This is a genomic window from Steroidobacter cummioxidans, assembly GCF_003104955.1.
Map to the genome: position 1 here is coordinate 31407 of NZ_LSRW01000070.1, position 14531 is coordinate 45937.

The window sequence follows — 14531 nt, forward strand, 5'->3', positions numbered from 1 at the left end:
AAGGAGCTTCGTCGTATGCGCTATCCCTCTCTGAATCATGTGTACCGTCTTGTCTGGAGCACGGCGAAAAACGCCTGGGTCGCCGTGGCAGAAACCGCGCGAGGTCGCGGCAAGTCGTCGCGTTCCAAGACTGTCCGGCGCGCCGTGCTGGCTACGCTGCTCGCAGCAGGTGGCGCACATGCGCAGACAGCGTTGATCGACGGCAACGGCAATTCAGGCTGCATGATCGGCGTCTCCACCTGCAACCTGCAGACCAGCGATGCCGTCTACACCAACTTCTACACCGAGGGCGGCGCGGGCAGCGGTGGCGGCGCAGGCTTGGGCGGCGTGTTCTTCGTCGACAGCGGTGCCACGCTGCATCTGAATAACGTCAGCTTCCTGCACAACGTCGTCAAAGGCGGCGAAGGCGGCAGTTCGCCCGACGTGAATATCGCCGGTCTGACGGTGACCCTGCTCGACAAGACGGCGGACGTGACGGCAGTCAGCGCGCTGGCGATCACGCCCACGCTGTCGGTCGATGGCGGCGGCAACATCACCGTGTCGGGCGCAGTCATGAGTTCCGACAACCCGCTGATCAAGTCGGGCGCAGTGGTCACCATGACCGGCGTCGGCGGCTCCACCACGATCAGTGGCATCACCGGCGGCAACGTCACGTTCGACTCGGCGCTCGCCGTCGACAGCAGCGCGATCAAGAACCTGAGCGGCGCCAGCTTGAATGCCGGCACCAACTCCATCAGCGTCGCTAGCTTCGGCTCGCTCGCTCCCTCGGACATCATTGCCGGCATGTCGGTGGTCGGCACCGGCATCCCGGACGGCACCACGATTACCGAAGTCACGCGCGATGCCGCCACCAACGCCGTGACCGGCATCAGGCTCAGCAACAACATCGCGACCGGCGGCAGCAACGCGACTCTGAGACTGGTCGACGTCCGCAGCTTCAACGCCTCGCAGTTCGAAGTCTCGAACGGCGGCACGCAGATCACGCTGCCGGCCACGGGTCTGGGACTCGCGGTCGGCATGACCCTGACCGGCACCGGCATTCCGGCCGGCACCACGATTACCGCCATCAACGGCAATCAGGTCACGCTGTCGCAGCCTATTTCGTCTTCGGCCGTTGCATTCACCGGCAGCCTGCCGGCGACAGTGGTCGGCCAGAACACCATCCAGCTGACCGCGGTCGACAGTCGCCTGAAGATCGGCGCAGTGATCAGCGGCGACGGCATTCCCGCCGGCACCACGATCACCGCCATCGACAGCGCGACCGGCGTGGTCACCCTGAGCCAGAATCTCACCGGCAACCCCACCGAGTTCTCCTCCAAGCGCATCACCGCACAGAGCGGCAGCCAGTTGACCTTGCTCAGCGCCGCGGGCCTGGTGGTGGGCATGCAAGTTGAAGGTGGCGGCATTCCGGCGGGAACCACGATCACCGCCATCAACGGCAACGTCATCACTCTGTCCAGCACACCGACAGGGACGGTCGATGGTTTCAGCGCCAGCTCGCCCTATCGCGTCGGCGGCTCGCTCAACGGCATCGCCATCAACGGGATCAACGGTTTCAACGGCGGCAGGGGCGTCAACGCACCTGTCGGCATCGTCTACATCACCGACGGCGAAGGCCGCGACGGCACCAAAGGCGGTAGCGCCACCGACGGCATGGGCGGGGCGGGCGGCACCGGCGGCAACGGTGGCAACGGCAGCGGCGGTGTTCCATTCAACTACGAGATGACCCGGGAGACGATTGAAAAGACGGCTGATGCGGCTCAGAAAACGGCCGCCGCGGTCGGTGCACTGTCTGCCTTCCCACCCAACCCCGCACTGTCGGCTGCTCACGTCGCGGCAGCTGCCGTGTCCTACGCGCAGCTCGGCATCGCTATCGCGAACCTCACGCAATGGGGCCTCGACGTCAGCAATGGCACTGCTGGACGAGGCGGCGCCGGTGGTAACGGCGGCAACGGCGGCAACGGTTCCACCTTCTATGGTGGTGGCGCCGGCGGCGCGGGCGGTAGCGGCGGTAGCGGCGCGCTGAGTCATACCGACGGCGGCGACGGCGGTATTGGTGGCTCGGGCGGCTCTGGCGGCTTCGGCGCAGGCGGCGGCTCGGGCGGCGCCGGTGGCGCGGGCGGTGGCACTGGCAACGCGAGCGATGGCGATACCGGCGCAGGCGGCCTCGGCGGCTTCGGCGGTGGCGTGGGCAGCAACGGCGATGGCTTGTTCGGCGGTGGCGGCTCCGGCTTTGGCGGCGCCATCTTCGTGCGTAACGGCGGTACGCTGGCCCTCACCGGCAACGTGCTGTTCCGTGAGAACACCGTGCTCGCCGGTTCCAGCAACAACGGCGGCACACCCGGCCAGGCGGCGGGTTCCGACATCTTCATGATGAGAGGGTCCGATGTTCTGCTGGCACCGGGCAATGGCAAGGTCATTCGCATCGAAGGGCAGATTGCCGACGACAGCAGCGCCAGCATTGCCGGCGGCAGCTACGCTCCCGGTGCCGGCGCCGATCTGCGCATCGGCGGCGGTGGCCTGGTGCAACTGGCGGGCACCAACACTTACTCGGGCAAGACCATCCTCGAAGGCGCCACGCTCGAAACCACTCTGGGCCGCGGCATCCATCCGACCAGCTCCATCGTCTTCAGCGGTCAGGGCGGGCTGGGCTCACTGAATACAGGCAACGCCGGCGTGCTCTTGCTGAGCGAGAACGTGACTCAGCGTGCCGGCACGCTGGTGCCGGGACAATTCAGCTGGAATGGCGCGGGCGGCTTCGCCGCCGGCAACGCCAACGGCATCACGGTCAATTTCGGCAAGACCGCCGGTGGCGCCGCCGGACAGACGCTGAGCTGGGGCAGTTCCTACCTCGCCAACACTTCGACGCTGGTGTTCGGTTCGGAATACAGCCAGGGCTCGGTCGATCTGCAGAACGACATCAACCTCAACGGCAACACCGGCAGGGTTGCGGTCTACGGCAGCCTGTCTGCCGATGCGACTCCCGGGCAGACCGCCTACCTGAGCGGCAAACTCACCAACGGCAGCCTGGAAGTCGGCAGCGCCGGCTACGCGGGCACGCTTTACCTCACAGGCCAGAACGAGCTCAGCGCCTTCACTCTCAACACCGGCGTGGTCTCCACACTGGGCACTGCCGGCGCTAGCGGACGTCTGATGCGCACCAGCGGTGGTAGCGTCACGATCAACGGCGGCACCCTGGTGCTGGTCGGCGAAGAAAACATCACGTCGTCATCCGTTGCCACGGGCGGCCACTTGATGTCGACCGGAAGCTTGACCGCAGGCAACGCCGTGAATAGCGGACTGCTCTCCTACCTCGGTACCACTTCGCTCACCAACCTGACCAACAACGCCAACGCTCTGTTGAACACCGCTGGCACCCTGGCGGTGAGCGGCTTGCTGAGCAACCACGACGAAGGCACGGTGTTCCAGCTCGGCCAGATCACCGCCGGCAACGTCGTGAACGACGGCCTGTGGGCAGTGAGCGGCCAGCGCACCCTCGCCACTCCGTCGCTGACCGGCAGCGGAGCGTTCGAACTCACCAGGATGTCGGACGTCCTGAGCATCGAGCAGAGCGGCAACAGCACCTTCGACGGAACGTTCGGCGGTGCGGGCGCCATCATCAAGGCGGGCGCGGGCACGCTGACACTGACCGGCGCCAGCAGCCATGTGGGCGGCACCGCGGTTGTGGCGGGTACGCTGGACACCACAGGCGGGGGCACGCTGGCCGACGATGGCGACATCGCAATCGTCAGTGGCGCGACCTTCAAGGCGGGCACCGCCGACACGGTCGGCGCGGTGATCAACGGCGGCACTTATAACGTCGCAACGGACCAGCACGTCGCCTCTCTGGCGAACGCGGGCACGACACAGCTCTCCGCGAATCTGACGAGCGCCGGAACCGTGACCAACGATGGCGTCATCAACGTGTCTGGCAGCCAGGCAATGACGACCACCGGATTCAACGGCGGTTCGATGGGTGTCCTGCACTTCGATCAGGCTGCCGATGCTCTGACCCTGAACCAGGCGCAGAACAGCGTGTACGGTGGCCAGATCACGGGCGCTGGCTCGCTGGTCAAGACCGGCGCGGGCACCCTCACCCTCAATGGCGAGGTGGGCTCGGTGAACATCGGCGGCGAACTCGTCATCGATCAGGGCACGGTGGCCCTGGATGGCGGCTACATCCTCGATCAGAGCATGGGCGTGGTGGTCAACAGCACTACGGTCGGCGATGAGCAGATCATCGGCACTCTGCAACTGGTCAGAGGCGACCAGAGCATCTTCTCGCTGAGCGGTGCGGGCCAGATCGACCTCGGTGCGACCAACCGTCTGACGGTGCGCAACGGCGGCAACTTCACCGGTACGGTGTTGGGCTCCGGCGCGCTCGACATGCGCAGCGGCTCGTTCCAGCTCGACAACGACCTGATCTCGCTCGACCCGACCAGCGTGTTCACTCTGGGCGGTGAAGACTCGCAGGCATCGACGACGGTCGGCAGCGGCGCCAGGCTGCAATTCCCGGCCGTGGAGCTGCATGAGAACGCAACTCTGGCGGTCTCCACGGGCGGCTCCGTGGTATCGGATCGCGTCGGTCTGGGCGGCAATTCGCTGCTGGAGATCGCCGCCGGCGGCACGGTTCAGTCGGGCTCGGTCCAGGTGAGCGATACCGCCAAGCTGGACGTGCAAGGCACCTTGAACGCCAACAACATCGTGGTCAGGTCCGACGCCACCAGCCCGGATGCGGCGCCGGTCCTGCACCTCGGCAATCCGTTCGATCCCACCACTCGGGGCAGCGTCAACGCGAGCCGCACCGAGATCAGTGGCGGTGTGCTGTCCGGCAACGGTGCGTTGTCCGGCCAGGTGGTGATGGGTGCGAACTCGTGGCTCAACCCCGGCAACTCTCCGGGCAGCCTGCAGTTCGCCGACCTGACCTTGGGCAACCAGTCCACCACGCAACTGGAAGTGGGCGGCACTGTTGGCAACCGAGTCGCAGGCGTCGATTACGATGCCATCTCGGTCAGCGGCAGCCTGCGCATCGAGGACGGCGCTGCGCTGGTCATCGATCGCTACGGCACTGGCGACGATCTCGCCCGCGGCGAGACGGTCAAGCTGTTCAACGTGCGCGACGGCCAGGTCTCCGGCAAGTTCGCGAGCGTGCAGAAGACCGACGGCGACGAAGCGCTATTCAACGTCAGCACCGGCAGCGTCATCGGCCTGGGCAGCGGCGGTTATGGCGAGTTCTACAGCCACGTCGCACGTCGCCGCAACGAAGGCGCCATGCTGGACGCTCTGATGGTCGAAGACGCGGGTGGCGTTCGCCAGTTCAGCGGCGGCAAGCTGCTCGAACGGCTGGCCAACGCCTACGCCAACGGCACCGACAGCTCATCGATCTTCGCCATGGCCTCGCCCGAGGCTTACACCGGCCTGATCGAGCAAGGCCGGCAGGCTCTGTTCTTCATGCCTGAGGCGGATATCGGCAGCGACCTTGGTGAGGCACGCGGCGCCATTGCGAGCGTCTACACCCGTAGCGGCAAAGCGCGTAACAGCGGTTACGCCAACTACGATCTGGATGCCGACGGCGTGCAGATCGGCTACAGCACGGGCGAGAGTCTGATCGGCAAGGTGAGCCTGGGCATCGAGAACGGCCGCAATCGCAACAGCACCCTGAGTGGCAGCTCGGACGGCCTGATCGGCTCGGTGGCGGCAGCGAAGACGTTGCCGGTGCAAGGGTTGTATCTGTCGGGCCGCGTGACTTACGCGGAATACAAGACAGATGCCTCACGCCAGACCAGCGACGGTACTGCCCGGGCCAATCGCATCGACTCGAGCGCCTGGCTCGCGGGCGTCGGCGTGATGCACCTGGCCAATTTCGAGCGACTGAGCCTGCGCTCCTCGTTCGAAGTGGCCAGCTACGGCGTCAAGGTCGACAACTTCAACGAGACCAACCGGGCATCGATCACCGATGCACTGTCGGTGCGCTCGATGAAGCAGGACGGCACGGCACTGCTCGCCGGCTTGGAACTCAGCGGCAATCTGTCCGACAGCTGGCTGCTGCGCGCCGGTGCCAACGTCGTCCACGATCTGAGCGGCGACGCTCATGACGTGAGTGCCAGCGTGAATGGCGAGGCGGCGGCGTTCTCAGTGCGCAATCCGGGTCTGGGCAAGACGCAGTTCAGCGTCTTGGGCAGCGTGGGTTACCGCATGGGCGATGCTGGCAATCTCGACCTGTCGCTGCAGACCTTCGGCGAGAAGGGTTCGCAGGCCAGCCTGTCGTATAGCAAGCGCTTCTAAGAGCGCCAGCGGGATCCGGCCTCGCCGGATCCCGCGCACACGACTTTGCGGGGTTACTCTTTCCTGGTTGGGGAGTGGTGGTAACGACCATCGAACCGAGTAACCCCGCTCTTTTCGAGCGGCGGGTCGATCACGAAGCGGCGTCAGCCGCCAGACGCGCGGCAATCTGCGGCATCCACTCCTTCTCCACATTGGCAAAAGCGACGCGCAGATAGTCTTCCTGCCCCGGCCCGAACATCGCGCCCGGCAAAGCCAGCAGGTTGTGGCGATCGACCAGGCGGCGCGCCACATCGGCAGCGCTCTGGCCCCGATGCGGATGCCGGACGTAGGCGAAATAGGCCCCGGCACTGATCAGCTCATAACCCAGATCGCTACGGCTCAACGCCGATTGCAGAGCCGTGAGGCGTTCGCGCATCAGCAAGGTATTGCTACGTCGCCAATCGCCGAGGGCCTCGAGCCCGCGCAGGGCAGCCAATTGCCCGATATGCGGCGCACAGATCGCCACCGTATCCATTGCCTTGGCAACGTTTTCGACCAGTGCCGGCGCGCCGATCAGCGCCCCAACGCGATAGCCGGTCATGCAGAAGACCTTGGAGAAGCTGTAAAGCTGGATCAGCGTGCCCTGCCAGTCCGGGTCCTGGAACAGGTCGTGCGGCGCCTGGTCATGCGGCATGAAATCGCGATAGGTCTCATCCAGGATCAAAGCGATGCCGCGCGCTTTCGCGAGCTGATAGAAGCCGCGTAACACTGCCGGTGAATAGACAGCGCCGGTCGGATTGTTGGGTGAAATGATGACCAGCGCCCGGGTCGACGGACCGATCGCCGCCGCGACCTCATCGAGGTCCGGCACACCGCCATTATCCGGCCGGAAGGCGACATGCTTGGCGCGGATGCCCTGCATATCCAGCCACATCTGATAATTGAAGTAATACGGCAGCGGCAGGATGATCTCCTCCCCCGCTTTGGCCAGCGACAGCGTCGTCAGGCAATAGGCCTGATTGCAGCCGGCGGTGATCAATACGTTATCCGCCGTCACCTTACCGCCGTAGGCTCGCGCGATATCGGCCGCAAGCGCCTCGCGTAACGGCGGGATGCCTTCGATATCAGTGTAGCGACACGTCTCCGGCTCACCGATGAGGCTGGCCAGATGATCGGTCAGCGCCGCCGGCGGCGCATAGCCGGGCACTGCCTGACAGACGTCGATCAGCGGTTTGTCGGCAGGGAAACGACGCCCGTTGATCCAGCTACGGGCTTCCGCAATGGGCGGCGGCGCCACCCGGCCGAGCAGCGGGTTGACGGTATAGTGCAAATCTTGGCTCATGAACGTAATTGTGGCAGGTCTCAACGGCAGATCGAGCGCTTCCTCATTGGCCAGCGCTTCCTTGTTCTCGATGCGGCGGCCGTGCACGATGTCGCGCACCAGCAGTTCGGCAATTTTGCCGGACTTGGTGCGCCATCACACGCACATCGTGCAGCCAATGCTGGCGGATGCCGATGCTCTCCACAACTCCGGAACGCTCCCCCGGACCGTGGGGGCTCAACCGAGCATTGGCCGGATCGTGGTATCGACCAATTTTCCGCGCCGGAGCACGCGAATCTGAATCTCGCGCGTCGCAAGCTCTACCGTCAGCAACCGATGCAGATGATCGAGACCGGTGATCGGCGCGCCGTCGAAGTCGAGCAGCACATCGCCGTGGTCGAGCTGCGCGCGCGCGGCGGGTCCGTCTGACTGAACTTCGAGCACGAGAATTGCCGTCTGCACTTGTCGTTGCAGCGTGCGCTGAATGCGTCGATCGAGCGAAATTGTCTGGCCAGCCAGCCCGAGACGACTCCTGCGCACCCGCCCTTCGCGCATCAGCGTCGCGGCGACGTTGGCTGCGATGTCGATGCCGATCGCGAAGCAGATTCCCTGCGCTCCGCCCGCGATGGCGGTGTTGATCCCGACCACCCGGCCAGCCCCGTCCACCAGCGGACCGCCGGAGTTGCCTGGATTCAGCGGCGCATCGGTTTGAATCACGCTCTCGACCAGCCGGCCCGAGCGGGTTCGCAAGCTGCGGCCGAGCGCGCTGACGATGCCAGCGGTGACCGTTGCCTGGTAGCCAAACGGATTGCCGATCGCGATCACTAGTTGCCCAACGCGCAATGTCGACGACGTGCCGAGCGTCGCGTAGGCGAAGCCGCTGCCCGTCAGGCGCAGCACAGCGATGTCGGTTTCGGGATCGTCGCCGACCAGAGTGGCTTTGACTTCGCGACCGTCGGTAAGCGTGGCGGTCAGCTCGCTCGCCTGGCTGGCGACGTGACTGTTCGTCAGCAAGTAACCGTCCGGCGTATAGAGCACGCCAGAGCCAGCTCCGAGAGCGCGGCCATTCGACGCACGGGCCGTGATACTTGCGACCGCCGGGCTCACGCAATCGAACGCCTGCGCGACGAGTTCCGAGTATGGATCGAGCGCTTCCGGCTCAATACGAGGTGCAGGAATCATGCGTCGATGTTCGCGTGGCTCACGGACGCGAGCACCTGGCCGAATGACCGGGCACCCGGTCATTCAACCGATGGGCATCTCCGACCGCTCGCGCGCAGGCTACGACCACGCTATCGCGGAGCCGATCGATGAATCTCGAAACAAACAATCTGCAGCCACTCTCACAGGCAATCGAAGCGATCGTCGCGACGGCGAAAGATCGCGTCGTCGCAATTCGCAACGCCTCGCATCGACACACCAGCGGATTCGTTTGGCAGCCGGATGTGATCGTTGCATCTGAGCAGACCATCGGCGAGCGCGACGAGTATGAGATCGTGACCGCTGACGGACGCTCGACACGCGCGCAGATCATCGGTCGCGATGCGGGTACGAACATTCTCGTCATGCGACCGAGCGAGCGCATCGACGTGAGCCCGAGTAGTCCAGCACTACCGAGAATCGGCGGCCTGGTGCTGGCGCTTGCGGCGAACTTCGACGGCACGACGGCCGTGCGCGTCGGCGCGGTGCGTAGTGTCGGCGATCGCTGGTTCAGCCGGGCCGGCGGGAGCATCGATCAACGGATTACCCTTGATATTCGCCTCCATCGCACCGAAGAAGGAGGACCGGTGGTCGATGCTGCCGGTGCATTGGTCGGCATGTCGACACTCGGCCGCCCCGGCGAGGTACTCGCGATTCCGACCGCGACGCTGACCCGCGTCGTGCCGCAATTGGTGGCGAACGGACGAGTCGCGCGCGGCTGGCTCGGCGTTGCGCTACAACCGATTGCCGTACCCGATGCGCTCGTCGACCAGGCAGGTCAGCGGATCGCGATGATGGTCATGTCGATCGCAGAGCACGGGCCTGCCGCAAAGGCGGGCGTGACTGCGGGCGATATTCTGTTGACGGTCGATAGCATCGCCCTGCGCGGCATGCGCCAGCTCGTGGCGCGACTGAGTGAAGAGAACATCGGCCAATCGGTGGAGCTGAGACTCATACGCGGCGGACACATCATAAAACTGGCAGCGCAAATCGGAATTCGTCCGTAAGCCCTGCGGCGCGCGACGCCATGCTCGATGCGATGCCGCTTCTCGTCGGCGTGCTCGCCACGGACGAAACGCGACGCGCGGCGCTAACGAAGCTCGTCGCAGACGCCGGTCATCGAGTCGTGGCCTCAGCACAGTCGGACGTGATCGTCAGCGATGCGAAACAAACATCGCCGTCGCGACCGACCCTCGTATTCCGCAATGAGGGATCACCCGCCGAAAATCATTTGCCGTGGGACGCCCCGCCGAGACAAGTGGACGCGGCGCTCCGTGCACTGGTAGCCGGCTTATCGATTCGGCCCGCCCGCTCAGCTCCACGCCGCGGCTTCGAAGAGCTCGACGATTCTGCTGTTCAAAGCGTCCTTACGCCGCGCGAGCTCGACGTAATCGACGCGATCGGTGCGGGACTCAGCAATAAAGCCATTGCGCGCGAGCTCGGGATCTCGCTCCACACCGTCAAATTTCATATCGAGTCGCTGTTGCGCAAGCTCGGGGCACACACACGAGCCGAGGCAGTCGCAAAGGCGATGGAGCGGCGCAGGCAAGAAACAGTCGAGCTGTGAACAGTTCCGGCGGCTCCATCCACCTCATAGCTCGACCTCCACGGCGTCGCCGACGACACGCACTTTGTAAGTGGCGAGCCCTGCGACGGCTGGGTCCATCGTGACGCGACCGGTCCTCACGTCGAAGCGCGACGCATGCCATGGGCAAACGATCTCGTCGCCTTCGATCGCTCCCTCGGACATCGGACCCGCCTCGTGAGGACAGGCGTCATCGAGCGCGTAGATCTCGCCGTTGAGGTTCACCAACGCGAGGAGTTTTCCCTCAGCCTCGGCACCAATCACACTGTTCTCAGGAATTTGCGACTTCTTCGCGACTTCCACGAATCTGGCCATGAGCGGATTCCTCTTGCCTGCCGTCGCCACGATGGAAGCATCATTGCAGTGCGCCTTACGGCACCGCGCCAGCGATCTTGCGAAATTCATCTTCCGTGAAAGCGAGGAGCGTCTCGCCTCGCACGTTGCCGCGAGCCCCTAACGCCAGAGATGCCTTCGCCATCGTCGCCGGGTCAGGGGCTTCCGCGATCACGACCGCATCGTATTGCCCGGTGACCAGATAGAAGGCTTTGAGGGTGGCGCCAAGTTGCTCGAAGGCCTTGCGGGCCGCATCGAGTCGGGCGGGACTTTCCTTGATCTTCTCCATTCCCTGTTGGGTGTATCGAAGCAGCGAGATGTAGGTGGCCATGGCTGGTCTCCTTCGCACGAGGAATGTGCAGGTTTCTATGACGGCAAACCCTGCGGTCTGCATCCCCTGCCTGCAGCAGGATTTGCGTCGACGACTATTAGCGCTGCTGAGCTCGCGAAGATAGTGCGTATGAGGAGCATGCCCAATAACCAATAACCAAAAAAACGCGTGCCAGAGGACGTGCAGAAAAAAACTCTCGCCGACAGGCCTCTGCTTGTTTCAGCACCGCGTGCGCGTACGCAATTCGCTACTCACCCGGCGAATCCCCCACTTGCCACCGGTGTCATGCGGCATTTAGCGTTGCCGCCGAATGATGAGGGCAGCGCGGCGAGCGACGCCGTCCGCTGCGCACTCATCACGTGACGGAACACATCGAACCTCAGGGGGACTGCTCATGATTGTCAGGGCGTTATGCGCCACGGCGCTGTTTGTATTTGCAAGCGGCGCGTACGCGGCTACCGACTATCCAACGGGTTATACAAAGTGCGCCAAAGAGGGCGAGACGTGCACGTTCAGCGGCACTCGATCGGTGGCGTACGGTAAGGCAGGCACGTTCGTGTATGCGACGCTGACCGGGCCACTCACCTGCTCCGCTTCATTGTTTCCAACGATCAATGTCGGCACTCCGCGCTATTGCTCGTACGGCGCGACGGACGGCGGCGGCGGCACATGCAATCCCACAGCGATCACTCCCTTCATCAACGGGACTCAGACCGCGAGCGCCACCATCAGCTCCGGCGCACAAGTGAGCTTCGCTCCAACGCCGTCATCGGGCGGTAGCTGGTCGTGGAGCGGCTGCGGCACGTCCGGGACGGCGCGCCAGCAGACTGTCAATCCGACTGCCTCCTGTTCGGCGACCGCGACGTACACCAACAGCTGTGGCGCAAGCTCGACGCAAACCTTTGCCATTACGGTGAGCGGATCGGGCGGCGGCGGTGGCGGCGGCAGCGTTGGCAGTCCAGTCGGATTTGGCAGGACCGCTACGGGCGGCACAGGTGGCGCTGTAGTGACCGCACGCACCGGCGCCGAAATCAACGCTGCGCTGTGCGCTCGGGCCAGCGTGAGCACGCCGCTCATCATCAGAGTCGACGGGACGATCACGCACGCCAATACCACCCGAGCCACCGGCAGCTGCGATACCACCGCCACGGAAATTCAGTTCAAGGGCGTCAGCAATGTCAGCCTGATCGGCGTCGCCAATCGCGGCGTGCTGGATCAGATCGGCATTCATCTGCGCAATACCTCGAACATCATCATCCAGAACCTGCACATCAAGAACGTCAAGAAGAGCGGCTCGCCCATTTCCAACGGCGGCGACGCGATCGGCATGGAGTCTTCGGTCACGAATATCTGGGTCGACCACAACACCCTGGAAGCCAGCGGTGGCGAATCCAGCGGCTACGATTCGCTGCTGGACATGAAGGCAGGCGTCACGAACGTCACCGTGTCCTACAACCACTATCGCAACTCGAGCCGAGCCGGTCTGATCGGATCGAGCGACGACGACGCTGCCAATACCAACATCACGTTCCATCACAACTGGTACGAGAACATCGAGCAGCGCACGCCGCTGCTGCGCCATGGACTGGTGCACACCTATAACAACTATTGGTCGAACGTGAGCAACAGCGACATGATCCACGGCATCAACTCGCGCATGGGCGGCCGGGTGCTCGTCGAAGGCAACTACTTCAAGAATTCCAACAATCCGCTGCTTGCTTCGGATGATTCCCCGCAAGCCGGCTGCTGGCAGACCCGGTCAAACACGCTGGATTCCATCAGCTACAGCCGCTCGGTGGGCAATGGCGCGCTGGTGATTCCGGTGATTGCCAATGGCCAGTTCGACTCGACGTGCACGGTGACGGTGCCCTACTCGTACACACTCGACCCTTCCGCAAACATTCCATCGATCGTCACGGGCAACGCCGGAGTCGGCAAGATCTCTCCGTAACGGGAACGATCCAAATCGACAAGGAAGTCGAGCCACAGGAGGACGAGATGAAACTTCGACATGCGAAGGTGCTGGTGGTGACCGCGCTGCTCGGCGCGGCACCCGCGAAGGCCGTCGTCCCTGGCTTCGCTGGCAACGTCACCGGCGGCGGCAATGCCACGCCGGTCGTGGTCAGCACGCTCTCGGCTGCGCAATCAGCCGTCAATGGTTACTCGGGCAGCGGCGGCCTTGTTCTGCACTACAACGGCACCTTCGACGAAGCGCCGATCCTCGCGAACATCTGTGGCCAGTGGAGCAAGCCCGCGCAGGAGCTGTCGATCAGTAGCAAGAACGACATCACCGTCCTCGGCCTGGATGGATCGTCCGCGAACTTCGGCATTCGCATCAAAGGCTCGTCCGGCAACATCATCGTGCGCAACATGAAGATCGGCCTGCTGCCGGGCGGCGCCAGCAACGGAGACCTCATCGGCATCGAGGCGAATGCGCACCACGTCTGGATCGATCACAACGAGCTGTATACGCGGAACATCAACTGCCCGGGCACGCCGGATGACGATACGACGTTCGACGGCTTGCTGGACATCAAGAACTCGGCCAGCTTCATCACCGTCTCGTACAACTACATTCACGACCATGCGAAGGTGGGCCTGATCGGCGCGAGCGACACCGACAGCGCCGAGCGTCGCGTCACGTATGCGCACAATCGTTACGACAACGTCGGCTCGCGCCTGCCCTTCCAGCGCTTTGGCTATGTGCACGTCTACAACAACTACTACAACAACATCACGGGCAGCGGCATCAACCCGCGCATGGGTGGGCACGTCCTGGTCGAAAACAACTATTTCGAGAATGCGCTCAACCCGGTGTTCTCGCAGTCATCGATCCTCGGCCAATGGGACCTGCGCAATAACAACGCCCGCAGCTCTACAGACAACGCGCGCTTCAACATTCGCTGGACAGCCTGCTCCGGCAGCACGCCATGTCAAAAGGCAACCGACTGGACGACGACAGCAACGTTTCCGATCGCACTACCGTACACGTACACCACGTATTCGCCCGATGTGTCGCGTTGCATAGCGCTGAACGCCGCGGGATCGGGCAAGGGCCTGAAGGAAGCCGCGGCCGTGCTGAACGTATGCGGAGGCAGTCCTGCGAACAATGTCTATCAAACCGAGAATGGCACCGTGGGCGGCGGCACGGTCTTCGAGAGCACGAATGCAGGATTCAACGGCACGGGCTACGTGAACGCATCGACGACGGGCGGCTTTTCACAGATCAACAACATCGACGGCCGCGGCGGTGGTTCCAAGACGCTGCGCATCCGGTATGCCCTCGGTGTTGCAGCTGCGCGCACGGGACGCCTGGTCGTAAATGGAGTCGGCACGAACATCACGTTCAACTCGACGGGTGCCTGGACTACCTGGGCACTGCAGGACGTGAGCGTAACGCTCAACAACACCTCCTCGAACACGATCCGCTTCGAGTCGACCGGTCAGGATCTGGCGAACATCGACCAGGTGGAAATCCTCTGAGAAGACATCGGCGG

9 protein-coding genes are annotated in these 14531 nt (G+C 63.9%); 5 read left to right on the plus strand and 4 right to left on the minus strand.

Annotated elements, in window-relative coordinates:
* The first annotated feature begins 15 nt into the window (after window positions 1-15).
* Window positions 16-6285 (plus strand): ESPR-type extended signal peptide-containing protein, encoded by a 6270-nt coding sequence (locus D0550_RS26975; RefSeq protein WP_116812304.1) that lies wholly within the window; start codon window positions 16-18, stop codon window positions 6283-6285.
* Between the two features lie 130 nt (window positions 6286-6415).
* Here the strand turns inward: D0550_RS26975 and D0550_RS26980 are convergent, their stop codons facing one another.
* Both D0550_RS26980 and D0550_RS26985 read right to left on the minus strand, forming a co-directional pair.
* Window positions 6416-7705 carry an aminotransferase gene (locus D0550_RS26980; RefSeq protein ID WP_206606571.1) on the minus strand — a complete coding sequence of 430 codons (1290 nt, stop codon included), beginning with the start codon at window positions 7703-7705 and terminating at the stop codon, window positions 6416-6418.
* Between the two features lie 117 nt (window positions 7706-7822).
* Window positions 7823-8767: a S1C family serine protease gene (locus D0550_RS26985; RefSeq protein WP_161966073.1), complete on the minus strand. Its 945-nt coding sequence runs from the start codon at window positions 8765-8767 to the stop codon at window positions 7823-7825.
* A gap of 128 nt (window positions 8768-8895) precedes the next feature.
* On the opposite strand from D0550_RS26985, the gene D0550_RS26990 reads away from it, so the two are divergent.
* Complete coding sequence (locus tag D0550_RS26990) at window positions 8896-9792, plus strand: S1C family serine protease (protein ID WP_116812306.1); 897 nt, start codon at window positions 8896-8898, stop codon at window positions 9790-9792.
* Between the two features lie 32 nt (window positions 9793-9824).
* The gene (locus D0550_RS26995; protein ID WP_161966074.1) at window positions 9825-10352 is read left to right on the plus strand and encodes a helix-turn-helix transcriptional regulator; all 528 of its coding nucleotides are present in this window, start codon (window positions 9825-9827) and stop codon (window positions 10350-10352) included.
* Window positions 10353-10376: 24 nt separating this feature from the next.
* On the opposite strand, the gene D0550_RS27000 is transcribed toward D0550_RS26995, so the two are convergent.
* Both D0550_RS27000 and D0550_RS27005 read right to left on the minus strand, forming a co-directional pair.
* On the minus strand, window positions 10377-10685 hold the full coding sequence (locus D0550_RS27000; RefSeq protein WP_161966075.1) for a Rieske (2Fe-2S) protein: 309 nt from the start codon (window positions 10683-10685) through the stop codon (window positions 10377-10379).
* Window positions 10686-10740: 55 nt separating this feature from the next.
* Window positions 10741-11034 carry a GYD domain-containing protein gene (locus D0550_RS27005; RefSeq protein WP_116812309.1) on the minus strand — a complete coding sequence of 98 codons (294 nt, stop codon included), beginning with the start codon at window positions 11032-11034 and terminating at the stop codon, window positions 10741-10743.
* Between the two features lie 394 nt (window positions 11035-11428).
* Here D0550_RS27005 and D0550_RS27010 point away from each other — a divergent pair, with 394 nt between their 5' ends.
* Both D0550_RS27010 and D0550_RS27015 read left to right on the plus strand, forming a co-directional pair.
* Window positions 11429-12985 (plus strand): pectate lyase family protein, encoded by a 1557-nt coding sequence (locus D0550_RS27010; RefSeq protein WP_116812310.1) that lies wholly within the window; start codon window positions 11429-11431, stop codon window positions 12983-12985.
* A gap of 47 nt (window positions 12986-13032) precedes the next feature.
* Window positions 13033-14517 (plus strand): pectate lyase family protein, encoded by a 1485-nt coding sequence (locus D0550_RS27015; RefSeq protein WP_116812311.1) that lies wholly within the window; start codon window positions 13033-13035, stop codon window positions 14515-14517.
* Window positions 14518-14531 lie beyond the last annotated feature (14 nt).